Origin of the sequence: Rhizobium sp. YTUHZ044 (assembly GCF_051123975.1) — a bacterium.
Classification (GTDB): domain Bacteria; phylum Pseudomonadota; class Alphaproteobacteria; order Rhizobiales; family Rhizobiaceae; genus Rhizobium.
Genome location: NZ_CP101426.1, coordinates 1,778,590 through 1,802,892, shown reverse-complemented (window position 1 = coordinate 1,802,892; position 24,303 = coordinate 1,778,590). Strand labels below are relative to the sequence as shown.

Genomic DNA, 24,303 nt, shown 5'->3' with positions numbered 1-24,303 from the left:
AATCGATATTTTTCGGGCAGATGCTGGAAAAGGCCAAAGCAAGGGGTTAGAGCACTCCGGTCAATTCCGCATAATTTAGGGGATTTATGCTGCAAATGCCGTCCAAGCAACCAATATCGGCTGGGATTGTCATCGTCGCCGCCGGCCGCGGCGAGCGCGCCGGATCCTCCACGGAAGGCCCCAAGCAATATCGCATGATCGGCGGCAAGCCGGTTATCGCGCATACGCTTGAAAACTTCATGACATGGGAGCCGGCAGCTCAGATCGTCGTCGTCATTCATCCCGATGACGAGGCGCTGTTTGCGACGGCGCTCTGCCACGTCGTCTCGGCGACACCGATCGAAACGGTGCATGGCGGCGCGACCAGACAGCAATCCGTGCTTGCCGGCCTTCGATATCTCAAGGACAAGAATGTCAGCCATGTGCTGATCCACGATGGGGTGCGGCCCTTCTTCGACCATGGGCTTCTCGGCCGCATTGCCGAGCGCCTCGGCGACGGCGCGCAGGCGGTGCTGCCGGCCATGCCAGTCACCGATACGCTGAAACGCGCCGACAGCGCCGGCACCGTGCTGACGACGGTCTCGCGCGAGCATCTCTACGCGGCGCAGACACCGCAATCCTTCGCCTTCGAAACCATCCTCGGCGCGCATGAGAAGGCGGCGGCCAGCGGGCGAAGCGATTTCACCGACGACGCCTCGATCGCCGAATGGGCGGGCATTCCGGTGACGATCGTCGCGGGCACGCCCGACAACGTCAAGCTGACGGTCAAGCGCGATATCGCTATGGCCGACGACAAACTCTCGGCCTCGCTGCTTCCGGACGTGCGCACCGGCAACGGCTATGACGTGCACCAGCTCGAGCCGGGCGATGGCGTGACGCTCTGCGGCGTGTTCATTCCGCATGATCAGAAGCTCAAAGGCCATTCCGACGCCGACGTCGCGCTGCATGCGCTGACCGACGCCCTGCTCGCCACCTGCGGCGCCGGCGATATCGGCGATCACTTCCCGCCGTCCGACCCGCAATGGAAGGGCGCGGCCTCGAAGATCTTCATCGAGCATGCCGCCCGGATCGTACGCGAGCGCGGCGGCACCATCATGAATGCCGACGTCTCGCTGATCGCCGAGGCGCCGAAGGTCGGCCCGTATCGCGAGGCCATGCGGGCAAGACTGTCGGAATATCTCGGCATCGATCTCGAACGCTGCTCGGTCAAGGCGACGACCAACGAGAAGATCGGCTTCGTCGGCCGGCGCGAAGGCATCGCGGCAATCGCCACGGCGACCGTCGTCTATCGCGGGAGGAAATGATGAGCCTTTTTCCCCCGGATATAATTTCGGCGGCTGAGGCGATCATCAGTGACTTCATGGCTGCCGGGATGACGATCTCGACGGCTGAATCCTGCACCGGCGGGCTGATTGCCGGGGCGCTGACCGAAATATCGGGTTCGTCCGCCGTCGTCGACCGCGGCTTCGTCACCTACACGAATACGGCGAAGATGGAGCTGCTCGGGGTGCAGGAACAAACGCTGCTCGGCTTCGGCGCGGTTTCCGAAGAGACCGCCCGGCAGATGGCGCATGGCGCCCTCTTCCGCTCGCGCGCCGCGATCGCCGTCGCCGTCACCGGCATTGCCGGCCCCGGCGGCGGGTCGGCGGAAAAACCGGTCGGGCTCGTGCATCTCGCGGCCAGATCGCGCGCCGGCGCACTGATTCACCGAAAAATGCTCTACGGCGATATCGGCCGCAACGCGGTGCGGCTGGCCACGGTCAAGACGGCGCTGGAGATGGTGCATTCGCTGCTGCCCGGCTGACGCCGGCTGCGGTCGTCGGTCACACCGTGGCGTAGATCCTGTCCGCTCTTGTCTCGAAGGCTTCGGTGAACATGCGGAAGGCGCGATCGAACATCGAGCCCATCAGCGCGCCCAGAATGCGGCTCTTGAACTCGTAATCGATAAAGAAATTGATCGTGCAGCCGCCGGCCGGCGTCTCGGCAAAATGCCATCGGTTGTCGAGATATTTGAACGGGCCGTCGATATATTTGACTTCGATGACGTGTTCGGCCCGGTTCAACAACACCTGGGTCGTGAAGGTCTCGCGGATCGCCTTATAACCAACCGTCATGTCGGCCAGGAGCAGGATCTTGCCGTCGCGCTCCTTGCGGCTCCTGACGGAAAGCGCTTCGCAGAGCGGCAGGAATTCGGGATAACGCTCGACATCGGCAACGAGATCGAACATCTGGTCGGGCGTATGCGGTACGGATCGGTGCGTTTCGAACTGCGGCATAGGCGGCACTTAAGCGGGCGCGCCCAGAAGATCAAGGAGTTCGCGCATCTGGCGGCGGGATTTTAGCTGAAGAACCTGGTTGCCAAGGCCGCGTTCGGCGCTTCCGGCGACATAATCCCGAAGTGCGGCTTCGATCAGTGGCACGGCGTCCCGCTCGAAATTCCAGATATAGGCAAGCGCATCCAGCGAGATGCGCTCAGGACAGCCGGCCGGCAGTTCGGGACGGTTACGCCGAAAATAACGAAACGTTCTTGAGACGGCGCCAAACAGACACGCATATCTTGACGGACGAAGCCAAATCACGGCCTCGGCGCGCGGCAGCCGGAGATGGAAGGAATTGAGGCCGGTTCCATCCATGATCCAGCGCTCTTCCGTCACGGCATCGGCGATAAGACGGTCAATCTCGTCGCGCGGCCTCTTTCTCCAGCCCGGCAGCCAGTAGAAGTCGCGGTCCATGGAAATGTAGCGAAGATCGAGCTTTCGCGAGAGCCCCCTTGCAAGCGTGCTCTTTCCGCTGCCAGGGCAACCGATCACCAGGATGCGATCGGCATCGGCCAGCGTCGATTTCAATCCGGATATGATATTCATTGGCTGCCCAAAGAAAACCTTGGCAAAATCCACCGCAGTCAGTTTGTTGCCTAACCTCCCCATCCTACTCGACGTCATCATCGGCCTTGTGCCGAGGATCTGCTGCCCTATCGATCGGTTGCAGATGCTCGGGACAAGCCCGAGCATGACGAGAGAGAGCTTGGCAGCACCCAAACCTTACTCAGCCGCCAGCAACAACTTCTTCTCACGCGCCGCTCTCAGCCGGGCAAAATCATCGCCGGCATGGTGGGAAGAACGGGTCAGCGGGCTGGAGGCGACCATCAGGAAGCCCTTGCTGTAGGCGACGGTTTCGTAGGATTTGAACTCGTCCGGGGTGACGAAGCTCTCGACCTTGTGGTGTTTGCGGGTCGGCTGCAGGTACTGGCCGATCGTCAGGAAGTCGACATCGGCGGTGCGCAGGTCGTCCATCAGCTGCAGCACTTCGTTACGCTCCTCGCCGAGGCCGACCATGATGCCCGACTTGGTGAACATGGCGGGATCGAGTTCCTTCACCCGCTGCAAGAGCCGGATGGAATGGAAATAACGGGCGCCGGGGCGAACCGTCAGATAGTTGCCGGCAACCGTTTCCATGTTGTGGTTGAAGACGTCGGGCTTGGCGGCGACGACGCGCTCTAAGGCGCCCGGCTTCTTCAGAAAATCAGGCGTGAGGATTTCGATCGTCGTTGCCGGCGAGGCCTCGCGGATCGCCCAGATCACCTTTTCGAAATGTTCGGCACCGCCGTCTTCGAGATCGTCGCGGTCGACGGAGGTGATGACGACGTGGCTGAGGCCCATCTCCCTGACGGCCTTGGCGACGTTCTCGGGCTCGGCCATGTCGAGCGCGTTCGGCTTGCCGGTCGCGACGTTGCAGAAGGCGCAGGCGCGGGTACAGATCTCGCCCATGATCATGAAGGTCGCGTGCTTCTTGTCCCAGCACTCGCCGATATTCGGGCAGCCGGCCTCCTCGCAAACGGTGACGAGCTTGTGCTCCTTCACGATAGCGCGGGTCTCGGCATATCCCTTGGAGGTCGGCGCCTTGACGCGGATCCAGTCCGGCTTGCGCATGACTTCCGTATCCGGCCGATGCGCCTTCTCCGGATGGCGTACGCGCTTGGCGTCAGGATTGATCGTGTCGAGAATGGTCACCATTACAGTATCAGCTTTCCGCCGCCCTATGCGGCACAGTCTCTATAGCGCGTCGCGATCTAGCGCCGCACCAGTCGCGCAAGGAATATCAGCAGGCAGGCGCCGAGGAAACCCGTCACGAAATAGCCGAGCCGTCCGCCGGCCAGCTGAACGTGAAACTGGGCGAGGATGGCGGTGGCGACGACCGAGCCGACGATGCCGAGCACAATGTTCAGGAAAATCCCGTATCGGGCATCCATCAGCTTGCCGGCGAGCCAGCCTGCAAGTCCGCCGATGATGATTGCCGAAATCCAGCCCACGCCTTCCATGCCTGTCCTGACCTCAAACTGCGCTACGCGACCGCCCTTGCGACCAGCACCACGATGATGGCGCCGACCGTGGCGTGGATGATCTGCACGACCAGCGCGTTTTCAATGCCCAGCGAAATGCCGAGCGCGCTGAACAGATAACCGCCGACGAAGGCGCCGATGATGCCGCTCAGCAGGCATCTGATCAGGCCGCCGCCACCGACGACCAGACTTGCCAGGAAGCCCGCAACCAGACCGATCAGCAAAAACACCAGCAACGCCTGCGTCTCCATAGACATGATGATTTCCTTTCGCTTTTTCCACCCGACCGGAGCGACTTCCCGCTCCGGCAAAAAAGGGCGGCCCCGAAATTCTCAAGCGTTCAGCACACGGCCATAGGCATCGAGCACCGCTTCCTTCATGGTTTCCGAAACCGTGGGATGCGGGAAGATCGTATGCATCAGCTCTTCCTCGGTCGTTTCGAGGTTCATGGCGACGACGAAGCCCTGGATGAGCTCGGTAACTTCGGCGCCGACCATGTGGGCGCCGAGCAGCTCGCCGGTCTTCTTGTCGAAGATCACCTTCACCATGCCCTGGTCTTCGCCGAGCGCGATCGCCTTGCCGTTCGCCGCGAAGGAGAAGCGGCCGACGCGAATGTCGCGGCCCAGTTCCTTGGCCTTGGCTTCGGTGAAACCGACGGAAGCGACCTGCGGGTTGCAATAGGTGCAGCCGGGAACCTTGCCCTTGTCTGTGGGATGAACATTCGGCAGCCCGGCGATCTTTTCGACGCAGACGACGCCTTCATGCTCGGCCTTGTGCGCCAGCATCGGCGGGCCGGCGACGTCGCCGATCGCATAGATGCCGGCGACATTGGTCTTGCCGTAACCGTCCGCGACGACGCAGCCGCGGTCGGTCTTGATGCCGAGTGCCTCGAGGCCGAGGTTCTCGATGTTGCCCTGAACGCCGACAGCCGAAATCATCCGGTCCGCGGTGATCTGCTGCACCTTGCCGTCCGACGTCTCGACATGCGCCGTGATGCTTCCCGCACCCTTCTCGACCTTGGTCACCTTGGCACTGGTGAAGATCTTGAGGCCGCGCTTTTCCAGCTGCTTGCGGGCGATAGCGGTGATTTCGGCATCCTCGACCGGCATGATGGTCGGCATGACTTCGACGACCGTGACGTCGACGCCCATCGAGCGGTAGAAGCTGGCGAATTCGATGCCGATCGCACCCGAGCCCATGACGATCAGCGACTTCGGCAGCGCGTCCGGCTTCAGCGCTTCGAAATAGGTCCAGATCAGCTTGCCATCCGGCTCGATGCCGGGCAGTGCGCGCGGGCGGGCGCCGGTCGCGATGATGATGTGCTTGGCGGTATAGGTGCCCTCGCCCTTGACGTTCTTCGGCAGCGGATGCTGCGGCTCGACAACAGGCTTCGACGACTTGCCGACGACGATCTCGCCGGGCTTCGTCAACTTCGCTTCGCCCCAGATGATGTCGATCTTGTTCTTCTTCATCAGGAAGCCGACGCCGGCATTCAGACGGGCGGAAACGGCGCGCGAGCGGCCGACGACGGCCTTGGCGTCCGGCTTGACCGTGCCTTCGAGAACGAGGCCGAAATCCTTGAAGTGATTGGCATGATCGAGCACCTCGGCCGAACGCAGCAACGCCTTTGTCGGAATGCAGCCCCAGTTCAGGCAGATGCCGCCCATATGCTCGCGCTCGACGATCGCGGTCTTGAGGCCGAGCTGGCTGGCGCGGATGGCGGCGACATAGCCGCCCGGACCGGAGCCAATGATGATGACGTCGTAGGATTCAGCCATGTGTTTCCTGCCCTTTTGTTACGCTGCGCTGCGGGTCATGAGCACCCACGCGTGTCTCTTGCTGTTTTCGAAGAGCGGCACGGCATCGGCACGCGCAGCCTCCAGAAATCCGTTTCTTCCATAAAGCGACAGAGCCGCCTCGTTATCACTTGCGGTGATGAGACTGACCGGGCGGTAATCCGCCCTTTCGATCTGATCGTCCAGCAGCCTGCGCCCGATGCCGATGCCGCGCAGATGGCGATAGACGCCGAGACTGCCGATGAACCAGCTTCCCACCACCGTCTTCTGCAAGGCGAGCATCGGCTCTGTCGCCGGGATCGTCGCCTCGATATCGCCTATGCCTTCATCGAGCGCATGGCCGATCGCCACACCGGCGACCTCGCCATAAGCCTCGGCGATCACAGCATCCCGCCAGCCGCCGACAGCCTGCTCCTCACTCATTTTCAGCCGCCCCCGCTCCAACGGCGTGTCGCTGACGCCATTCGCCACATCGGCAAACCAGAGCCAGGAGGCAAACCCATGCGATGCGATATCCGCCAGGATCGCCAGTTCCGAGGCATCGCGCCGTGAGGCCTGCCGCAGGGCGATGAAGGCGGTCATATCCTCAGATCCCCAGCATCATCCGCACGATCGATTCCAGGCCGCGCCCGAGCGCACGCGTGTTCTCCGCATCGAGATGAATGCCGTCGATCGGCGTGGTCTTGGCGACGGAGTTGCCGTCGAAAAAGCCGCAGCCGAGTTCGTCGGCAAGGTCACGGTAGAGTGTCGCGAGCTTGGCAGATTCCTCGATGCCGCCGGGAAAGGAGGCGGCGAAAGGCACATTGCCCGTCGCGCAGATCGCCGGCGGCGCCACGATCAGGATCTCCGGCCCGTCGAATTCGAAGGGCCAGGCATGATTGCGGATCAGCCGCACGAGGCGGCTGATGCCTTGGCATGCGGCGAAGGCCGAACCGGCAACAACCGGCTTCATGTCGTTGGTGCCGAGCAGCAGGATGACGAGATCGAGCGGCGCATGTGTCTGCAGGATCGTCGGCAGAACCCGCGCACCGTTGCGGTCGCAATCGGCGAGGTGATCGTCGAAAGCGGTCGTGCGACCGTTCAGGCCTTCGGCGATGACGCGCGCCTCGCTGCCGAGCGCTGCCTGAAGCACGCTCGGCCAGCGATTCTTGTACTCATGACGGCCGATCGTCTCGGCGTCATAACCCCAGGTCAGCGAGTCGCCATAGCAAAGAACGGTCTTGGTCATTTCCGCCTCCGCTTCGCTATCAGACAAGCATGCCCATCGGGTTTTCGATGTAGCCCTTGAAGGCCTGGAGCAGCTCGGCGCCGAGCGCACCGTCGACGCAGCGATGGTCGGTCGACAGCGTAACGCTCATGACCGTGGCGATCGCCATTTCGCCGTTCTTGACGACGACCCGCTGCTCGCCGGCGCCGACCGCGAGGATCGTCGCGTGCGGCGGGTTGACGACGGCTGCGAAGTTCTTGACGCCCATCATGCCCATATTCGAGACCGAGCTGGTGCCGCCCTGGTATTCCTCGGGCTTCAGCTTGCGGTCCTTGGCCCGCTTGCCGAGATCGCGCATCTCGTTAGAGATGACGGACAGCGTCTTCTGCTCGGCCTTGCGGATGATCGGCGTGATCAGGCCGCCGGGGATCGAGACGGCGACGCCGACATCGGCGTGCTTGTGCTTGACCATGTTGCTGTCGGTCCAGGAGACGTTTGCATCCGGAACATCGCGCAGCGCCAGCGCCATGGCCTTGATGACCATGTCGTTGACCGAGAGCTTGTAGGCCGGGGCATTGTCCTTGCGCGGGGCCGCATCGTTCAGCTGAGCGCGCAGCGCCATCAGAGCATCGAGCTCGCAATCGACGCTGACGTAGAAATGCGGGATCGTCTGCTTGGATTCGACCAGGCGCCGGGCGATCGTCTTGCGCATGCCGTCATGCGGCACGAGCTCATAAGAACCCGGTTCGAAGAGCTTGAGCACGGCTTCCTCGGAAGCGCCCTTCGGCGCTGCAGCGGCCGGGGCCGGAGCGGCCTGCGGAGCGGAAGCAGCAGCGGCCGGAGCCGGCGCAGCCTTGGCGCCACCGCCGGCAACGGCGGCTTCGACATCGCTCTTGATGACGCGCCCATGCGGGCCGGAGCCTGCGACAGCGGAAAGATCGATACCGGCTTCCTTGGCGAGACGGCGGGCGAGCGGCGAAGAGAAGGTGCGGTTACCGCCTGCCGAAACCGATGCCGGTGCAGCGGCGGCAGCCGGAGCGGACTCAGCCTTCGCCGGTGCAGCCTCTGCCTTCGGAGCGGGTGCGGCTTCAGCCTTGGCCGGCGCGGCGGAGCCGGCACCGCTTGCGGCGGCGGCGACATCCTCACCGTCAGCGGCGAGAACCGCAATCAGCGCGTTGACCTTGACGCCTTCGGTGCCGGCCGGAACGACCAGCTTGGCAACCGTGCCTTCATCGACGGCTTCGACTTCCATCGTCGCCTTGTCGGTCTCGATCTCGGCGATGACATCGCCAGACCTGACCGTGTCGCCTTCCTTGACCAGCCACTTGGAAAGATTGCCTTCTTCCATGGTCGGAGAGAGGGCGGGCATCGTGATATTGATCGGCATCGAAATACCCTCCCCTTATTTGTAGCAAACGGCCTTCACCGCATCGACGACTTCGCCGACATTCGGAAGGGCCAGCTTTTCGAGATTGGCGGCGTAAGGCATCGGCACGTCCTTACCGGCGATCGTCAGGATTGGCGCATCGAGATAGTCGAAGGCCTGCTGCATGACGCGGGTGGCTATTTCGGTGCCGACGGATGATTGCGGATAACCTTCCTCGACGGTGACGAGGCGGCCGGTTTTCTTTACCGATTCGATAACGGTCGGCAGATCCATCGGGCGGATGGTGCGAAGATCGATCAGTTCGACATCGATGCCGAGCTGTTCGAGCTCGGCGGCCGCCTTCGTCGCATAAGTCATGCCGATGCCGAAGGACACGACCGTGACGTCCTTGCCCGGGCGATGGATGCGCGCTTTGCCGATCGGCAGCACGAAATTATCGAGCTTCGGCACGTCGAAGTGCTGGCCGTAGAGAATTTCGTTTTCGAGGAAGATGATCGGGTTCGGGTCGCGGATTGCCGCCTTCAGCAGGCCCTTGGCGTCGGATGCCGTGTAGGGCATGACGACTTTCAGGCCGGGGATGGCGCTGTACCAGGCGGCATAGTCCTGGCTGTGCTGGGCGCCGACGCGTGCGGCGGCACCGTTCGGGCCGCGGAAGACGATCGGAGCGCCCATCTGGCCGCCAGACATATACAGCGTCTTGGCGGCCGAGTTGATGATATGGTCGATCGCCTGCATGGCGAAGTTGAAGGTCATGAATTCGACGATCGGGCGAAGGCCGGCCATGGCGGCACCGACGCCGACTCCGGCAAAGCCGTGCTCGGTGATCGGCGTATCGATGACGCGGCGGGGGCCGAATTCCTGCAGCAGGCCCTGCGTGACCTTGTAGGCGCCCTGATATTCGGCGACTTCCTCGCCCATGACGAAGACGTCGTCGCTGGCGCGCATTTCTTCGGCCATGGCGTCGCGCAGCGCTTCACGCACGGTCATTGACACCATTTCGGTGCCAGCTGGAATTTCCGGGTCATTCGGAACGACAGCCTTCGGCTCGGCCGGAAGCGGCGCTGAGGCCGAACCGGTGTTGGTCGGCTTTTCTTCCTGGGCCACCTGCGGAGCGGCGGCGGCCGGCTTGGCGGAAATATCCGAAGCGGATTCGCCGTCCTGCAGCAGCACGGCAATTTTGGTGTTGACCTTGACGCCTTCGGTGCCGGCGTCGACCAGCAGCTTGCCGATGATGCCTTCGTCAACGGCTTCGACTTCCATCGTCGCCTTGTCGGTCTCGATTTCGGCAATGACGTCGCCTGAAGTGACCTTGTCACCTTCCTGCTTCAGCCATTTGGACAGCGTGCCTTCTTCCATGGTCGGAGAGAGGGCGGGCATGAGGATATCGATAGGCATGGGTTCCCTCCCCGATTAAAGCAGAATGTCGGTATAGAGCTCGGATGCATCCGGCTCCGGATCGGCCTGGGCGAAGTCGGCGCTGTCGGCGACGATGTCGCGGACATCCTTGTCGATCGCCTTCAGATCGTCTTCGGAAGCCCAGCCCTTTTCAATGAGGCGCGCCTTCACCTGCTCGATTGGGTCCTGCTCGGAGCGCATCTTCTGCACTTCTTCCTTCGTGCGATATTTCGCCGGATCGGACATGGAGTGGCCGCGATAACGATAGGTCAGCATTTCGAGAATGATCGGCCCCTTGCCGGAGCGGCAATGTTCTAGCGCCTCGTCGGCCGCCGCCTTGACGGCGCGAACGTCCATGCCGTCGACCTGAATGCCGGGAATGCCGAAACCGGAGCCGCGCAGCGAATAGTTCGACTGGGCGGTGGCACGGGCGGTCGAGGTGCCCATGGCGTAACGGTTGTTTTCGACGATATAGACGATCGGCAGCTTCCAGAGCGCCGCCATGTTGAAGCTCTCGTAGACCTGGCCCTGGTTGGCAGCGCCGTCGCCAAAATAGGCGATGGCGACATTGCCGTTGCCGCGGTAGTGGTTTGCAAAAGCAAGCCCCGTTCCGAGCGAAACCTGGGCGCCGACGATGCCGTGACCGCCGTAGAAATGCTTCTCTTTCGAGAACATGTGCATCGAGCCGCCCTTCCCGTGGGAATAGCCGCTGCGGCGCCCGGTCAGCTCCGCCATGACGCCGCGCGCCTCCATGCCGGTTGCCAGCATATGGCCGTGGTCGCGATAGGCGGTGATGACCTGATCGCCTTCCTTCTGTGCCATCTGCATGCCGACAACGACGGCTTCCTGACCGATATAGAGATGACAAAAGCCGCCGATGAAGCCCATGCCGTAAAGCTGACCGGCCTTCTCCTCGAAGCGGCGGATCAGTAGCATCTCGCGATAGGCCTTGAGTTCCTCATCCCGATCGAAGTCGGCTACCGGGCCTCCATTCGATGCTTTGGCTGCTGGTTTTGCTGCAGTTTTGCGGCTGGAAACGGTCGCGGTCTTTCGCGGCGCCATTCAACCCTCCCTATGGGTTTGTCGTTTCTCGGTGGCGCGTACCATAGGGAAGAAATATGACCACAGCAATGCCATAATTGCATGGCTCGTATTCGGCGCTAAATCATTGAAAACAAATCTGGAATTCCAATTAACCCGATTTCGGTTAATTGGAATAATGGTTGAAAATGACGATCTCGTCCGCGCGCGACATATTCAGCTGATATCGCGCCTTTTCGTCCAACATATCCTTGTCGAGCGAGCCATCACTCAGCAGCGCGACCTGGCTTTCCAGATGTTCGCGCTTCGCCTTAAGGACGGCAAGCTCCCTTTCGCGCGCGACGCGCTGACGCTCGAACGTCTCCGTCGCCCGCAGGCCATAATCGCCATGGATGCAATGATAACCGAAATAGGAAAGGAAGGCGACCGTCATGGCCGGAATGACGAAGCGGCCGAGCTTTCTCTTCTTATGATGCTTTGTCCACATACACGCATGCTCTTGAACGCATTACCAATTCGCTCAGCATAACGCGCAGAGATTAACCGTTCATTGACCGTAGAAAGCGCGCACGAAAAAACCCGCGCCGGGAGGCGCGGGTCGAGCCGTTGAAAATCGGAACGATCAGCCTTTGATGATCGAGCGGCCGGCATACTGGGCCTGGGGGCCGAGGCCTTCCTCGATGCGGATCAGCTGATTGTACTTGGCGAGACGGTCGGAACGCGACAGCGAACCGGTCTTGATCTGGCCGCAGTTGGTGGCAACGGCAAGATCGGCGATGGTCGAATCTTCGGTTTCGCCGGAGCGGTGCGACATGACCGCGGTATAGGCCGCCTTATGCGCCGTGTTGACGGCGTCGAGGGTTTCCGTCAGCGAGCCGATCTGGTTGACCTTGACGAGGATCGAGTTGGCGACGCCCATGCGGATGCCGTCGCGAAGGCGGGCGGAGTTGGTGACGAAGAGATCGTCGCCGACGAGCTGGGTCTTCTTGCCGATCAGATCGGTCAGCGCCTTCCAGCCGTCCCAGTCGTCTTCGGCCATGCCGTCCTCGATCGAGATGATCGGGTATTTGCCGGCGAGCTCGGCGAGATATTCGGCCATGGCGCCCGATTCGAGCGTACGGCCTTCCCCTTCGAGAACATACTTGCCGTCCTTGAAGAATTCCGTCGAGGCGCAGTCGAGGCCGAGGCACATGTCGTCGCCCGGCTTGTAGCCGGCTTTCTCGATCGACTTCATGATGAAATCCAGGGCTTCGGGCGCGCTCTTCAGGCCGGGGGCGAAGCCGCCTTCGTCACCGACATTGGTGTTGTGGCCCTGCGCGGCAAGCTCCTTTCGAAGCGTATGGAAGACTTCCGACCCCATACGCACGGCGTCGGCGATCGAATCGGCGCCGACCGGCAGGATCATGAATTCCTGGAAGTCGATCGGATTGTCGGCATGGGCGCCGCCGTTGATGATGTTCATCATCGGCACCGGCAGGAGGCTGGCGGAAGCGCCGCCGACGTAGCGGTAAAGCGGCAGGCCGGATGCCTGGGCGGCAGCCTTGGCGACGGCGAGCGAGACGCCGAGGATGGCGTTGGCGCCGAGGCGCGACTTGTTCGGCGTGCCGTCGAGCTCGATCATGATGTTGTCGATCTGAATCTGGTTTTCGGCGTCGATGCCGCCGATCGCGTCGAAGATTTCGGTGTTGGCGGCCTCGACCGCCTTTTCGACGCCCTTGCCGAGATAGCGCTTGCCGCCGTCGCGCAGCTCGACCGCCTCATGCGCGCCCGTCGAGGCGCCCGAGGGAACGGCCGCGCGGCCCATGCTGCCGTCTTCGAGATAGACGTCGACTTCGACGGTGGGGTTGCCACGGCTATCGAGGATCTCGCGGGCGATGATATCGGTGATTGCAGTCATGGGTTCTTCCTGCTCGGTGGGTGATAAGTCGTTCGAAGCCTGTCATAATCGAAGGCGTGCAAATTACAATGCCGCAATTTCCGGCCTCCGAACCAGCATTCCGTCGTGGCCTAAACCACGAACATGTCAGCTTGTTGAACGTCAGGACTTGGCGATCGCATCGAAGGCAAGCAGCTTCTCGAGCAGTCGCGGCATGTCCTTGAGATAAACCATATTCGGGCCATCGGACGGCGCGTTGTCGGGGTCCTGATGGGTTTCGAGGAAGACGCCGGCAATTCCCGTCGCCACTGCCGCGCGCGCCAGCGTTTCCACGAACTCGCGCTGGCCGCCGGAGGAATCGCCCTGCCCGCCCGGCTGAGCGACGGAATGCGTCGCGTCGAAGATGACGGGAGCGCCCATCGCCGCCATAATCGGCAGCGAGCGCATGTCGGAGACCAGCGTATTGTAGCCGAAGGAAGCGCCACGCTCGCACAAGAGCACATTCGGATTGCCGCTGGCGTTGAGCTTCTTCAGGACGTTCTTCATGTCCCAGGGGGCGAGGAACTGGCCCTTCTTGACATTGACGGCACGGCCGGTCCTTGCGGCGGCGATCAGTAGGTCGGTCTGACGGCAGAGGAAGGCCGGGATCTGCAGGACATCGACCACCTTGGCCACCTCGGCGCATTGCTCGGCCGTATGGACGTCGGTTATGACCGGAAAGCCGAATTCCTTCTTGAGGTCGGCAAAGACCTCCATGCCCTTTTCCAGGCCGATGCCGCGCTCGGCCGAGAGCGAGGTGCGGTTGGCCTTGTCGAAGGAGCTTTTGTAGACAAGACCCATGCCAAGCTTTGCGCAAAGCTCCTTCAGCGTGCCGGCGACCATGAAGGCGTGGTCCCGGCTCTCCATCTGACAGGGGCCGGCAATCAGCGACAGGCGGGCGGTATTGGAAAAGGTGACCTGACCTTCGCCTTCGCCGATCCTGACTTCGGAATTCGTGTCGGTGCTCATCGTGTTTCCTCGAAGGCGAAGAGCGCACCCTGCCCGGGCGTAGACTTCACCAGAATGCGATTGTTCTTGCGCGTGAATGTGATCCCGTTAGCACCCAAATGCGCTTCTGTCACGGCAAGATCGGCGACGGTGAAGAGGATTACCCGGCCGCGCAGACCACGATCGGCGGATGAGACGGCAAGCTCGAAATAGGCCTCCAGCCCTTCGGGCGTCATCAGGCTGATCTTCGCATTTGATGCCGCGATATTCACGCCGAAACCGGTTTTCTCCGCCGCCGCCTGCCCTATCGCAAGCCCGACGAAGGCGGCGAATGCCGCCGGGTCCGGCGCACAAAGCGCGATCTCGGCAATGCCGATCACGCCATTGGCATGCGTCTCCAGCGCGGCGCGATCTGTCGGGAAGGAATTGATGCGCTGGCAGGTAAAGAGAAAGAAATCGGGTGCGCGCAGATCAGCTGCAAAGGCCAGCTTGAAGCTGCCGACGGTCTCCGAACCATCCGGCATCCGCATCGGCCGGCTGAATTGCAACATCTCGCCGGCGCTCGCGCCGTTGCTGACGAAGCGCTTATGATCGAGGCCGGCATCCTCGCTGAGGAAGGCCAGCGCAGACAATCCCTCCTCGCCGCAGCGGAAGCGGAAGGCGCGATTGCGGGCGATGAAGACATTGCCGTGGCGGGCCGCTGCCTCGCTCTCCTCGACGCTCGCCACGCCAAGCGGCTCCAGATAGGTCTTGTCGGCGAAAAAGACGCAGGCATTCTCCGTTCCGAAGGGATGGCGCCCATCGGCGGCGACGGTGAAACCGAGCTTGCCGAGCCTCTCACGCGCCAGATCGATATTGACCACCGGCAGCACGACGTGATCCAGCGGATGCGACTTGGCGGAATGCGCGTTCATGATATCCTCCTGAAAGGGGCAAAGATGTGCGACAGCCCCTCCCCGAATGCAAGCGATGTGCGCCAATCCCGTCGAATGAAATTAAAAATCTCGACGAGTTGGCCCGAAGTTTTACGGAAATTTAGCTACTTGCGGAACACATATGGAACATATAGTGTCTGTTCTGGATTTGTTTCAATCAGGGGTCTGACGTCGATGCTCACGCGCAAACAACAGGAGCTTCTCCTTTTCATTCATGAGCGCATGAAGGAATCCGGCGTCCCTCCCTCCTTCGACGAAATGAAGGATGCCCTGGATCTCGCCTCGAAATCCGGCATTCACCGCCTGATCACGGCGCTCGAGGAGCGCGGCTTCATTCGCCGCCTACCGAATCGCGCCCGGGCGCTTGAAGTGATCAAGCTTCCGGAGGCCTATAACCCCAGCCTGCAACAGCGCCGCGGTTTTTCGCCGAGCGTCATCGAGGGCAGCCTCGGCAAACCCCAGCCGGTCGCCGCCCCCGCTGCCGCAAAGCCGGTCGCCGACAACGGCAACTCTGTCTCCGTGCCGGTCATGGGAAGAATCGCCGCCGGCGTTCCGATCTCGGCGATCCAGAACAACACGCATGACATCGTCATTCCCGCGGACATGCTTGGCTCCGGTGAGCACTACGCGCTGGAGGTCAAGGGCGATTCGATGATCGACGCCGGCATCTTCGACGGCGACACCGTGATCATCCGCAACGGCAGCACCGCAAGTCCCGGCGACATCGTCGTTGCCCTCGTCGACGACGAGGAAGCAACGCTGAAACGCTTCCGCCGGAAGGGCGCCTCGATCGCGTTGGAAGCCGCCAACCCGGCTTACGAGACCCGGATTTTCGGGCCGGACCGCGTCAAGGTGCAGGGCAAGCTCGTCGGCCTCATTCGCCGTTATCACTGACAGCAGCCGGACCGGATTCGGTAAAACTGTCTTTGCGCCAATCATAGGCGCGATGGCGCATCCATGGCCGCGATAGCGCCTCGAATGCGGTTGCGACCTGCAGGCCGGCATCGGCGAAGCGCAATTCGACGGAACCGGTCCTGCGGAGCGTCTCGCCGGTGAAGAGCGTCCCGCCTGAACGGCAGCTGTTGAAACGCAGGCGGACCGAGGTCACGACGATATCGGCCGTATCGCAGGCCGGGCCGAGATAGGCGGCATTGTCGATGACGGTGACGATATGGCCATTGCCGAGTCGTGATGTGCACCACGCCTTCTTGACGCAGGAAAACCGGTTTGCTTCACCGCCTGCTGCGGCTGCCCGCATCGCTGCGCTCGCTTCGTTCTGCTGATCGCGGGAAAGCCTGACTCGGCGGTCTTCTCCTTCCGGCGGGATAGCCGGACCATCCAGCATCTTCGGTGGAACATGTGTCGGCAGGACCAGCGCTCGCTGCCACTGGTCGAAGATGAAATCCGGCGGGTTTTCACGGTTGGACGCGATTGCCTCAGCCGCAACGACCGCAACCAGACCACCATCCTCCGAAATCACCAGATCCGGCGGGCGGGGAGCCGGCAGCAGCAGTACGGTGAGTGTCGAGACGGCGATGATGGATGTGCCGACATGGCGCAGCCGGGTGCGCAGCAGCGTCAGCAGCAGAAAGCCTGCCACCGCCACTGCGAAATACCAGGCGGGCAAGCGGCCGATGCCGATATCGCCGCCCCAGCCGGACACCGTCTTGGCAACCGCAATCACCAGATCGAGGCCGAATCCGACCACCGTCCAGAGCGGAGCATCCAGCCCGAAGGGCATGAGCAGCATCGCCAGCAGCCCGGCCGGCATGACGATGAAGGAGATGATCGGCATCGTCGCAAGGTTTGCCGGCAGGCCGTAAGCCGTCAGGCGATGAAAATGCTCGATCGAAAACAGGGCGGTGGAAAAACCGCCGATCAGCGAGGTCAGGAAGACGCCGCCGAAGAAACCGGCGACGACAACCACCGGCCTGATGATCGGCAATTTCAGGAAAGCGTTTTCACGGACACGCCTGTCCTTCCACAGCTGATAGCCCGATACCAAAGCCAATGTCGCGGCAAAGGACATCTGAAAGCTCGGTCCCAATACTTCCGAAGGTGAAATGGCGATGATGATGAGCGCAGAGAGAACGACATTGCGCAGGCTGATCGACGGCCGATCGAAGAAGACGGCAATCAGCATGATGGTCATCATGATAAAAGCGCGCTCGGCCGAAACCCCGAAACCGGAGATCAGGTAATAGGCGGTGACGGCCATGAGCGCACCGGCGGCGGCGATCTTCTTTGTCGGATAGGCTTGGGCGACGCCGGGAAAGAGGCAGAGCAGCATGCGGAAGCCGACGAAGAAGATGCCGGCCGACAGCGCCATGTTGAGGCCCGAGATCGCGACGATATGGGCAAGGCCGGACTGGCGCAGCGCCTCCGTCGTCGTCTTCGAGATGGCGCGCCGTTCATCCGTCACCAGAGCAGCGGCAAAAGCGCCGGTATCGCCGGGCAGGATCGATCTTATGCGGTCGCCGATGCTGCTGCGCAGCCGGTAGAGCCATTCGAACAGAGCGTCCGACGTCGAGCTGGCCGCCTGCGGGCCCGCCTCCAAGTCGAGTTTCTCCGGCGCACCATAGAAGAAACCGTTGGCACCGATGCCGTCGAAATAGGCACCGAAGGAGAAATCGTTGAGCGCGGGAAGTGCGGGGCCCGCCGGCGGTGTCAGCCGTGCCTTGCCGGTGATGATGTCGCCGATTTCGAAAGGCGCATCGGCGCCCCGGACGATCGCGGTGATGCGTCTCGGCGGCCGTTTCAGCTCCGGAGCCTCGGTGCCTGTGACGGCAAGAATGTAGCGCCAGCGCCCGCGGCCGTCCCCTTCCCGCCGTTCGACACGGCCGGTCACCGTCGTCGTCACGGATGAATCGAGGATCACCGTCGAAGCCCGCCAGCTCTCAAACTGAGCCGAGAGCATGCCGCCGGCGAAAAGTGCCAGCGCCATCAAACTTGCGCGCAAGGCCGGTCGGCTGGGACCGGTGAGGAAAACCGCCGCCGCCGACACCAGCAAGCAGAGCAGCGATGGAACGAGGGGCAAATCCGATGCCGCAAGAAACCAGAAGGCCGAGCCGGCTCCGAGGAAGACCGGCGAGAACAGCAGCATTCGGCCATAATCGGCCTCTTCGCCCAGCATGCAGGCTCCGGCAGGCAGCGATTGCCGGGCGGCGGCCAGCAGCCGATGACGCAACGGGGTCTGCGACTGCGTCCTTACCGATTGAGTCACCACCGCAGGCGCAGGAAAATTCGGCGGATCGGCAAGGCCGGCGCCCACTTGCGGCCGCAATTCGGCTGTCGTCTGTTCCTGCATGCGCCGCCCAAAATGACCCCGCGAAGTCGCCAGAATGCAACCTTCACGCAAATCCGGCAAGAATAATCGGTTGAAATACGAAGGAAAAACCAAAGGAGCAAAAGGCAAGTCGAATCATCGGCTTCCGTTATGCGTGCGGCTCATCGCTGCGGTGCCTAAAAGGTGATGCCGCAATGCACAAAATGCCATCACGGTAACTTGGCATTAGCGTCACGATCATATAGCTATCGGAAAGGACGCTTAACCCCTATGGCGCTTTTGTGGCGCCACCGACATTTCGGAGGATCAGCATGACGGATCAAAGCGCTACAATAAAAATCGGTGACAAATCAGTCGACCTCGCCGTTAAAAGCGGCACGATCGGCCCGAGCGTCATCGACATCGGTGCCCTCTACAAGAACACCGCTTCCTTCACTTACGATCCGGGCTTCACCTCGACCGCATCCTGTGAATCCAAAATCACCTATATCGACGGTGACGAAGGTGTGCTGCTGCACCGCGGCTATCCAATCGAGCAGCTTGCCGAGCACGGCGACTTCCTCGAGGTCTGCTACCTCCTGCTCTACGGCGAACTGCCGACGGCCGCGCAGAAGAAGGACTTCGACTATCGCGTCACGCACCACACGATGGTGCATGAGCAGATGAGCCGCTTCTTCACCGGCTTCCGCCGTGATGCGCATCCGATGGCTGTGATGTGCGGCTGTGTCGGCGCCCTGTCGGCCTTCTATCACGACTCCACAGACATCACCGATCCGCACCAGCGCATGGTCGCCAGCCTGCGCATGATCGCCAAGATGCCGACGCTTGCCGCCATGGCCTACAAGTATCATATCGGCCAGCCCTTCGTTTACCCGAAGAACGACCTCGACTATGCGTCGAACTTCCTGCGCATGTGCTTTGCCGTCCCCTGCGAGGAATATGTGGTCAATCCGGTGCTTGCCCGCGCCATGGACCGCATCTTCATCCTGCATGCCGATCACGAGCAGAACGCTTCGACCTCGACCGTCCGTCTCGCCGGTTCGTCGGGCGCCAACCCGTTCGCCTGCATCGCTGCCGGCATCGCTTGCCTCTGGGGCCCCGCCCATGGCGGCGCCAACGAAGCGGCTCTCAACATGCTGACAGAAATCGGCACCGTTGACCGCATTCCGGAATATGTCGCCCGCGCCAAGGACAAGAACGATCCGTTCCGGCTGATGGGCTTCGGCCACCGCGTCTATAAGAACTACGATCCGCGCGCCAAGATCATGCAGAAGACGACGCATGAAGTGCTTGGCGAACTCGGCATCAAGGACGATCCGTTGCTGGAAGTTGCGATGGAGCTGGAGCGCATCGCGCTCACCGACGAATATTTCATCGAGAAGAAGCTCTATCCCAATATCGACTTCTATTCCGGCATCACGCTGAAGGCGCTGGGCTTCCCCACCACCATGTTCACCGTGCTCTTCGCGCTTGCCCGCACCGTCGGCTGGATCGCCCAGTGGAACGAGATGATCGAGGATCCGGAACAGCGCATCGGCCGTCCGCGCCAGCTCTATGTCGGTGAACCGAAGCGCGACTACATCCCGGTTTCGAAGCGCTGATCGCTTCAGAGCTCAAAAGAAACCCGGTCAGGAATGGCCGGGTTTTTTCTTGTTCAAAACGTCGAGAAGGATTTCGGCGGCCTGTTCGCCGGGCGGCTTTTCCGTCTGCATGCGCTGCCAGATGAGCTCGTAGCCTTCCTTCATCGCCTTAAGCTGATAGGTGTCGGCCGACAGCCTTTCCATCCAGCGCGCAAGGCTTGCGCCGCGAACGACATCGTTCAGATATTCCGGCACGACCGGGTAATCCGCGATCAGGTTCGGCAGCGCGCCGGTCCAGGTCTTGATGCCCGATGTCAGCATGCGCATGATCCAGTCGACCTTGTAGGCGGAGACGACGGGAACGTCGGCAAGGGCGAGTTCGAGAATAACGGTTCCGGACGCCGCCATGGCCGCATCGGCCTCGGCAAAGGCCTTCCATTTTGCTTGCGCGCCGACGACGATCTCCGGCTTTACCGCCCACGCCGCCGTGATTTCGCGGACAAGCGCTTGCCTGTGCGTCACCGTCGGCAGAATGAAGCGTGTCGGCCCATTGCGGGCGACGATTTCATTCGCGGCGATCTCGAAGTAAGGCAGAAGCTTCTGGATCTCGGAGGAGCGCGAGCCGGGAAGAAGCAGGATCGGAGCGTTACCTGGCTGCCTTCCCAGGCGCAGGCGACGTGTCTCCAGCAGCGCTGGGTCGGCGACCAGACGATGCCCGACGTAGGTCGTCGCCGGCCCATTGAGGCGCTGCATGGCTGCCGGTTCAAAGGGCAGGACGGCAAGCACGTGATCGACATAGGCGAGCATGCGCGTGGCGCGATATTCCTTCCAGGCCCAGACGCTCGGACAGACGTAATTGACGACCGGCAGATCGGGCAACGCGGTGCGCACGCGCTTGGCGACGCGATGGGTGAAATCGGGACTGTCGATGATGACAAGGATATCCGGCTTTGCGGCGACGATCTCAGCCGTGGTTTGACGGATCAGGCCAAACAGCCTTGGCAGCCGGCTCAGCACCTGGGTGATGCCCATGATCGACAGCTCGGAAAAATCGAACAGGGATTTCAACCCCTCCGCCTGCAGCCCCTCGCCGCCAACGCCGACAAGTTCCACCGGCCCGCTGTAAATCCGCTTCAGCGCCGCGATGAGATCGGCGCCAAGCAGATCGCCCGACACTTCCCCGGCAATGACGGCGATCTTCAGCGGCGCTCCGTTCATTCGAGCCCCCATGCCGGCAGACCACGATCGATGCCGCAGACGAACAACCCAGCCTCGTCGGCGGCGCTGATGACCGCGGTCCGATCAAGCACCAGCGAGCGACCGGCCTCGATTGCGATGCCGGCAAGGCCGGCTTTCGCAGCGTTCAGGATTGTGGCAACGCCGATCGCCGGCAGGTCAGCGCGAATGTCCTGTTGCGGCTTGCAGAGCTTGACGAGCACGCCGCGGCGGCGCGGCGAAATCCGTCCGGCGGTCCTGAGGCCGGCAACACGGTCCAGCATCTCATCTGTGCCCTCAAGTCCTTCCAGCGCGACAACGCGCCCGCCGATGCTGACTGCACCCTGCCCGACATCCAGCCGGCCAAGCGTCTCGGCGGCATCGGCGGCTCGGCTGATATCTCGCCGGTCTTCCTCGCCGGGGGCGGCGGCACCAAGCGGGCCAACGGAAGCGAGCAGGTCGGGGGCGATCTCGTGGGCGCCGACGACCCGCCGCCCGTTCCCCTCGATCAACCGGATCACCATCTGCAGAACCGTATCGTCGCCGCCTGAGAGCAATGTGCGAATGGCGGCCGGGACCTTCATCAGAATGCGCAACGTCGGGCGCACCTCGCGCCATTCCGGCCGGCGGCGCACACTTCCCGACATCACCACACGTCCGACGCCATATCGGTTGAAGAGGCCCTCAAGGGCGGCGAAATCGCCGATGCCGATAACGGCGTGATCATAGCCTTCCCAACGTGGATCACTTTCGTCCTTCAGCGCGACGATAACGGGATTTTCGCCAGCCGCGCGCGCGGCTTCGGCGACATAGCAAGGCAGAAGGCCACCGCCGGCGATGATCGCCAACCGGCCCGCAGCGGTGTCGCCTGTTAAAGCCACGGACTAGCCCTTCTGCCCCCGGGTCGGCGAGGACAGTGCGCGGTCGCTGTCGGCTGCAATGAAGTCGAGGATCTGCACCACCTGCTCGCAATCGGCATATTCCTCACGGATCGCGGCGGCGTTTTCGCGCACGGAGCCCGTTCCTTCGAAGATCGCCTTGTAGGCGCGGCGCACCCGGTGGATGACGGCGCGGTCGATGCCGGCCCGCGTCATGCCGACGACGTTGAGGCCGCCCAGCAGACCTGGATTACCGTTCAGCATGCCATAGGGAATGACATCGTAACTCACCGCCGACAGGCCGCCGACGAAGGCGTGGCGGCCGACGCGGGTGAACTGGTGAACAGCCGAGCCGCCGCCCAGGATAACGCGATCCTCGATGACGACATGGCCGGCGAGCATGACGTTGTTCGACATGATCACATGGTTGCCGACCCGGCAGTCGTGCGCGACGTGGGAATTGGCAAGGAAAAGGTTGTTGTCGCCAACGATCGTCTGGCCGCCGAAATCGGCCGTGCCGGTGTTCATCGTCACACCTTCGCGGATCGTGCAATTGGCGCCGACCGTCAGCGTCGTTTCCTCGCCGCCGTGGTGCACGCTCTGCGGATCACCGCCGACCACGGCCATCGGAAAGATGCGCGTGCCTTTGCCGATCACGGTGCGGCCGTTGACGACCGCATGCGCCAGGAGCTCGACATTCGCATGCAGGACAACATGCGGCCCGACATGGCAGAAAGGACCGATTTTGACGCCCTCGCCGATGGTAGCTCCGTCTTCGACGACAGCCATCGGATGAATACGGGCGCTTTCGGCGATATTGCTCATGCCTGATCCTTACGAACGATCATCGCGCCGATATCGGCTTCGGCGACAAGTGCGCCGTCGACCTTGGCGTCGCAATGGAATTTCCAGATATTGCCACGCTGCTTGTGCTTCTTCACGTGGAATTCGACGCGGTCGCCGGGCACGACCGGCTTGCGGAAGCGCGCATTCTCGATGGTCATGAAGTAGACGAGGTTGCCGGTCTGCCCTTCCTTCTTGGCGCAGATGGCGCCCGCCGTCTGCGCCATGCCCTCGATCAGCAAAACCCCGGGCATGATCGGCGCTTCGGGAAAATGGCCGGTGAAATGCGGCTCGTTCACCGTGACGTTCTTGATGCCGATCGCCGCGTTGTCGCCGTCGATCTCGATGATCTTGTCGACCATGAGAAACGGATAGCGATGCGGCAGCAGCTTCATGATTTCGGAAATATCAGCCGAAGAAAGCGTCGTCGTGGCTTCCTCAGTCATCTTGCTTGCCTCCAGGGTTCCTCCCGCGCAACTTGGACTTCGACACCTGTTGCGCGGCCTCTCTCAGATAGTCTTTTAGCGGACGTGCAGGGACACCGCCATATTGTCCGCCGGCGGCAAGGTCGGTCATGATACCGCTTTTGGCAGCGATCTGCACGCCGTCACCGATCGTCACATGCCCCTTGATTCCCACCTGGCCGCCGATCTGCACGCCATTGCCGATCTTCGTGCTGCCGGCGATGCCGACCTGCGAAACGATGGCGCAATGGCGGCCGATCTGGACGTTGTGGCCAATCTGGACCTGATTGTCGATTTTTGTCCCCTCGCCGATCACAGTGTCGTCCATGGCGCCGCGGTCGACGGTGGTGTTGGCGCCGATCTCGACATTGTCCTGGATAATCACCCGGCCGATCTGAACGATCTTGATCATGCCGCGCGGCCCCGGTGCATAACCAAAACCATCCTGGCCGATCCGAACGCCATTGTGGAGGATGACGCCATTGCCGATCAGCGCGCAAAGAATGCTCGCTCCAGCCGCAATCGAACAATCCCGGCCGATCTTGACATTCGGGCCAATGACGCTGTTCGCGCCGATGCGCGTTCCCGTCCCGATCTCGGCATGCGCACCAATCACGGCCAACGGTTCGACGATCACGCCCTTTTCAAGTTTGGCGCTCTGATCGATGATCGCGCTCGGAGCAATCTCGCTTTCACCCGAAAGAGCGACCGGACGCAATGCTGCGGGGTAGAACAAGCCTCCCGCCATTGCGAAGGCAGCATGCGGATTGGACGAAAAGATAACCGGAAGATGCGGAGGAACGAGATCGGCAAGCGCTTTGTCGCAGATCACCGCCGAGGCCTCGCATGTCGCAAACTCCTCCCGGTTACGGCGCGACAGGATATAACAGACATCGCCAGCCCGCGCCCGGCTGATGGGGGCGACAGACTTGACGATAACATCGGCATGATCGGAATTGGCGAGTTCTGCCCCAAGAAACTCTGCCAGCTCAGCGAGCCTCAGACCTTCATGGGGCAGAAAAAAACCGTTTTGCTCCATCGGCAATGCTCCAGAACGGAATTGAGTCTTACAGT

25 protein-coding genes are annotated in these 24,303 nt (G+C 62.0%); 4 read left to right on the top strand and 21 right to left on the bottom strand.

Annotation, left to right across the window (positions count from 1 at the left end; translation table 11 throughout):
• Positions 1-86 precede the first annotated feature (86 nt).
• Both NL154_RS08965 and NL154_RS08960 read left to right on the top strand, forming a co-directional pair.
• Positions 87-1,304: a bifunctional 2-C-methyl-D-erythritol 4-phosphate cytidylyltransferase/2-C-methyl-D-erythritol 2,4-cyclodiphosphate synthase gene (locus NL154_RS08965; protein ID WP_434733910.1), complete on the top strand. Its 1,218-nt coding sequence runs from the start codon at positions 87-89 to the stop codon at positions 1,302-1,304.
• On the top strand, positions 1,304-1,804 hold the full coding sequence (locus tag NL154_RS08960) for a CinA family protein (protein ID WP_434733909.1): 501 nt from the start codon (positions 1,304-1,306) through the stop codon (positions 1,802-1,804). The genes NL154_RS08965 and NL154_RS08960 overlap by 1 nt, the downstream gene beginning before the upstream one ends.
• A 19-nt stretch (positions 1,805-1,823) precedes the next feature.
• Here NL154_RS08960 and NL154_RS08955 read toward each other — a convergent pair whose 3' ends face one another.
• The 15 genes from NL154_RS08955 to NL154_RS08885 form a co-directional block, all read right to left on the bottom strand.
• Positions 1,824-2,276 (bottom strand): type II toxin-antitoxin system RatA family toxin, encoded by a 453-nt coding sequence (locus NL154_RS08955; RefSeq protein WP_221164374.1) that lies wholly within the window; start codon positions 2,274-2,276, stop codon positions 1,824-1,826.
• A gap of 9 nt (positions 2,277-2,285) precedes the next feature.
• Positions 2,286-2,864 carry an AAA family ATPase gene (locus tag NL154_RS08950; protein ID WP_210631495.1) on the bottom strand — a complete coding sequence of 193 codons (579 nt, stop codon included), beginning with the start codon at positions 2,862-2,864 and terminating at the stop codon, positions 2,286-2,288.
• Between the two features lie 177 nt (positions 2,865-3,041).
• Positions 3,042-4,013, bottom strand: a complete 972-nt coding sequence (gene lipA / locus NL154_RS08945; protein ID WP_221146565.1) for a lipoyl synthase — start codon at positions 4,011-4,013, stop codon at positions 3,042-3,044.
• A gap of 56 nt (positions 4,014-4,069) precedes the next feature.
• Positions 4,070-4,318, bottom strand: coding sequence for a GlsB/YeaQ/YmgE family stress response membrane protein (locus NL154_RS08940; protein WP_088683956.1), 249 nt, complete (start codon positions 4,316-4,318; stop codon positions 4,070-4,072).
• Between the two features lie 23 nt (positions 4,319-4,341).
• Positions 4,342-4,596 (bottom strand): GlsB/YeaQ/YmgE family stress response membrane protein, encoded by a 255-nt coding sequence (locus NL154_RS08935; RefSeq protein WP_011425215.1) that lies wholly within the window; start codon positions 4,594-4,596, stop codon positions 4,342-4,344.
• Between the two features lie 75 nt (positions 4,597-4,671).
• On the bottom strand, positions 4,672-6,117 hold the full coding sequence (gene lpdA / locus NL154_RS08930) for a dihydrolipoyl dehydrogenase (RefSeq protein ID WP_210631497.1): 1,446 nt from the start codon (positions 6,115-6,117) through the stop codon (positions 4,672-4,674).
• 18 nt (positions 6,118-6,135) lie between these two features.
• Entirely contained in the window at positions 6,136-6,717 is a 582-nt protein-coding gene (locus tag NL154_RS08925; protein WP_210631498.1) for a GNAT family N-acetyltransferase, read from the bottom strand.
• A gap of 4 nt (positions 6,718-6,721) precedes the next feature.
• Positions 6,722-7,363, bottom strand: a complete 642-nt coding sequence (locus NL154_RS08920; protein WP_012483686.1) for an SGNH/GDSL hydrolase family protein — start codon at positions 7,361-7,363, stop codon at positions 6,722-6,724.
• A gap of 19 nt (positions 7,364-7,382) precedes the next feature.
• Entirely contained in the window at positions 7,383-8,729 is a 1,347-nt protein-coding gene (locus NL154_RS08915; RefSeq protein ID WP_210631499.1) for a pyruvate dehydrogenase complex dihydrolipoamide acetyltransferase, read from the bottom strand.
• A gap of 15 nt (positions 8,730-8,744) precedes the next feature.
• Complete coding sequence (locus NL154_RS08910) at positions 8,745-10,124, bottom strand: pyruvate dehydrogenase complex E1 component subunit beta (protein ID WP_210631500.1); 1,380 nt, start codon at positions 10,122-10,124, stop codon at positions 8,745-8,747.
• 15 nt (positions 10,125-10,139) lie between these two features.
• Entirely contained in the window at positions 10,140-11,186 is a 1,047-nt protein-coding gene (pdhA, locus tag NL154_RS08905; RefSeq protein WP_011425209.1) for a pyruvate dehydrogenase (acetyl-transferring) E1 component subunit alpha, read from the bottom strand.
• A gap of 145 nt (positions 11,187-11,331) precedes the next feature.
• The gene (locus tag NL154_RS08900; RefSeq protein ID WP_064802306.1) at positions 11,332-11,652 is read right to left on the bottom strand and encodes an FtsB family cell division protein; all 321 of its coding nucleotides are present in this window, start codon (positions 11,650-11,652) and stop codon (positions 11,332-11,334) included.
• Between the two features lie 135 nt (positions 11,653-11,787).
• Entirely contained in the window at positions 11,788-13,062 is a 1,275-nt protein-coding gene (eno, locus tag NL154_RS08895; protein WP_210631501.1) for a phosphopyruvate hydratase, read from the bottom strand.
• A gap of 141 nt (positions 13,063-13,203) precedes the next feature.
• Complete coding sequence (kdsA, locus tag NL154_RS08890) at positions 13,204-14,049, bottom strand: 3-deoxy-8-phosphooctulonate synthase (protein WP_221154988.1); 846 nt, start codon at positions 14,047-14,049, stop codon at positions 13,204-13,206.
• Positions 14,046-14,942, bottom strand: coding sequence for a VOC family protein (locus NL154_RS08885; protein ID WP_210631503.1), 897 nt, complete (start codon positions 14,940-14,942; stop codon positions 14,046-14,048). Before NL154_RS08885 ends, kdsA begins: the two co-directional genes overlap by 4 nt.
• A 195-nt stretch (positions 14,943-15,137) precedes the next feature.
• Between NL154_RS08885 and lexA the strand changes: the two genes are divergently transcribed.
• On the top strand, positions 15,138-15,857 hold the full coding sequence (gene lexA, locus NL154_RS08880; protein ID WP_210631504.1) for a transcriptional repressor LexA: 720 nt from the start codon (positions 15,138-15,140) through the stop codon (positions 15,855-15,857).
• Here the strand turns inward: lexA and NL154_RS08875 are convergent.
• Complete coding sequence (locus NL154_RS08875; RefSeq protein ID WP_434733908.1) at positions 15,838-18,270, bottom strand: ComEC/Rec2 family competence protein; 2,433 nt, start codon at positions 18,268-18,270, stop codon at positions 15,838-15,840. The genes lexA and NL154_RS08875 overlap by 20 nt on opposite strands.
• 290 nt (positions 18,271-18,560) lie before the next feature.
• Between NL154_RS08875 and gltA the strand changes: the two genes are divergently transcribed.
• Positions 18,561-19,850 (top strand): citrate synthase, encoded by a 1,290-nt coding sequence (gene gltA / locus NL154_RS08870; RefSeq protein WP_126921050.1) that lies wholly within the window; start codon positions 18,561-18,563, stop codon positions 19,848-19,850.
• A 27-nt stretch (positions 19,851-19,877) separates the two neighbouring features.
• Here the strand turns inward: gltA and lpxB are convergent, their stop codons facing one another.
• The 5 genes from lpxB to lpxD are packed head-to-tail and all read right to left on the bottom strand — an operon-like array spanning position 19,878 to position 24,268.
• Positions 19,878-21,047 (bottom strand): lipid-A-disaccharide synthase, encoded by a 1,170-nt coding sequence (gene lpxB, locus NL154_RS08865; protein ID WP_221154985.1) that lies wholly within the window; start codon positions 21,045-21,047, stop codon positions 19,878-19,880.
• On the bottom strand, positions 21,044-21,925 hold the full coding sequence (locus tag NL154_RS08860; protein WP_210631507.1) for an LpxI family protein: 882 nt from the start codon (positions 21,923-21,925) through the stop codon (positions 21,044-21,046). The genes lpxB and NL154_RS08860 overlap by 4 nt, the downstream gene beginning before the upstream one ends.
• Positions 21,926-21,928: 3 nt before the next feature.
• The gene (lpxA, locus tag NL154_RS08855; RefSeq protein ID WP_210631508.1) at positions 21,929-22,747 is read right to left on the bottom strand and encodes an acyl-ACP--UDP-N-acetylglucosamine O-acyltransferase; all 819 of its coding nucleotides are present in this window, start codon (positions 22,745-22,747) and stop codon (positions 21,929-21,931) included.
• Entirely contained in the window at positions 22,744-23,211 is a 468-nt protein-coding gene (fabZ, locus tag NL154_RS08850; protein WP_210631509.1) for a 3-hydroxyacyl-ACP dehydratase FabZ, read from the bottom strand. The genes lpxA and fabZ overlap by 4 nt, the downstream gene beginning before the upstream one ends.
• Entirely contained in the window at positions 23,204-24,268 is a 1,065-nt protein-coding gene (gene lpxD, locus NL154_RS08845) for a UDP-3-O-(3-hydroxymyristoyl)glucosamine N-acyltransferase (protein WP_210631510.1), read from the bottom strand. The genes fabZ and lpxD overlap by 8 nt, the downstream gene beginning before the upstream one ends.
• Positions 24,269-24,303 lie beyond the last annotated feature (35 nt).

Excerpts from the sequence above, each read along its gene's own strand:
- NL154_RS08965 (WP_434733910.1), top strand. The coding sequence starts at position 87 with ATGCTGCAAATGCCGTCCAAGCAACCAATATCGGCTGGGATTGTCATC.
- NL154_RS08960 (WP_434733909.1), top strand. The coding sequence starts at position 1,304 with ATGAGCCTTTTTCCCCCGGATATAATTTCGGCGGCTGAGGCGATCATC.
- NL154_RS08955 (WP_221164374.1), bottom strand. The coding sequence starts at position 2,276 with ATGCCGCAGTTCGAAACGCACCGATCCGTACCGCATACGCCCGACCAG.
- NL154_RS08950 (WP_210631495.1), bottom strand. The coding sequence starts at position 2,864 with ATGAATATCATATCCGGATTGAAATCGACGCTGGCCGATGCCGATCGC.
- lipA (WP_221146565.1), bottom strand. The coding sequence starts at position 4,013 with ATGGTGACCATTCTCGACACGATCAATCCTGACGCCAAGCGCGTACGC.
- NL154_RS08940 (WP_088683956.1), bottom strand. The coding sequence starts at position 4,318 with ATGGAAGGCGTGGGCTGGATTTCGGCAATCATCATCGGCGGACTTGCA.
- NL154_RS08935 (WP_011425215.1), bottom strand. The coding sequence starts at position 4,596 with ATGTCTATGGAGACGCAGGCGTTGCTGGTGTTTTTGCTGATCGGTCTG.
- lpdA (WP_210631497.1), bottom strand. The coding sequence starts at position 6,117 with ATGGCTGAATCCTACGACGTCATCATCATTGGCTCCGGTCCGGGCGGC.
- NL154_RS08925 (WP_210631498.1), bottom strand. The coding sequence starts at position 6,717 with ATGACCGCCTTCATCGCCCTGCGGCAGGCCTCACGGCGCGATGCCTCG.
- NL154_RS08920 (WP_012483686.1), bottom strand. The coding sequence starts at position 7,363 with ATGACCAAGACCGTTCTTTGCTATGGCGACTCGCTGACCTGGGGTTAT.
- NL154_RS08915 (WP_210631499.1), bottom strand. The coding sequence starts at position 8,729 with ATGCCGATCAATATCACGATGCCCGCCCTCTCTCCGACCATGGAAGAA.
- NL154_RS08910 (WP_210631500.1), bottom strand. The coding sequence starts at position 10,124 with ATGCCTATCGATATCCTCATGCCCGCCCTCTCTCCGACCATGGAAGAA.
- pdhA (WP_011425209.1), bottom strand. The coding sequence starts at position 11,186 with ATGGCGCCGCGAAAGACCGCGACCGTTTCCAGCCGCAAAACTGCAGCA.
- NL154_RS08900 (WP_064802306.1), bottom strand. The coding sequence starts at position 11,652 with ATGTGGACAAAGCATCATAAGAAGAGAAAGCTCGGCCGCTTCGTCATT.
- eno (WP_210631501.1), bottom strand. The coding sequence starts at position 13,062 with ATGACTGCAATCACCGATATCATCGCCCGCGAGATCCTCGATAGCCGT.
- kdsA (WP_221154988.1), bottom strand. The coding sequence starts at position 14,049 with ATGAGCACCGACACGAATTCCGAAGTCAGGATCGGCGAAGGCGAAGGT.
- NL154_RS08885 (WP_210631503.1), bottom strand. The coding sequence starts at position 14,942 with ATGAACGCGCATTCCGCCAAGTCGCATCCGCTGGATCACGTCGTGCTG.
- lexA (WP_210631504.1), top strand. The coding sequence starts at position 15,138 with ATGCTCACGCGCAAACAACAGGAGCTTCTCCTTTTCATTCATGAGCGC.
- NL154_RS08875 (WP_434733908.1), bottom strand. The coding sequence starts at position 18,270 with ATGCAGGAACAGACGACAGCCGAATTGCGGCCGCAAGTGGGCGCCGGC.
- gltA (WP_126921050.1), top strand. The coding sequence starts at position 18,561 with ATGACGGATCAAAGCGCTACAATAAAAATCGGTGACAAATCAGTCGAC.
- lpxB (WP_221154985.1), bottom strand. The coding sequence starts at position 21,047 with ATGAACGGAGCGCCGCTGAAGATCGCCGTCATTGCCGGGGAAGTGTCG.
- lpxA (WP_210631508.1), bottom strand. The coding sequence starts at position 22,747 with ATGAGCAATATCGCCGAAAGCGCCCGTATTCATCCGATGGCTGTCGTC.
- fabZ (WP_210631509.1), bottom strand. The coding sequence starts at position 23,211 with ATGACTGAGGAAGCCACGACGACGCTTTCTTCGGCTGATATTTCCGAA.
- lpxD (WP_210631510.1), bottom strand. The coding sequence starts at position 24,268 with ATGGAGCAAAACGGTTTTTTTCTGCCCCATGAAGGTCTGAGGCTCGCT.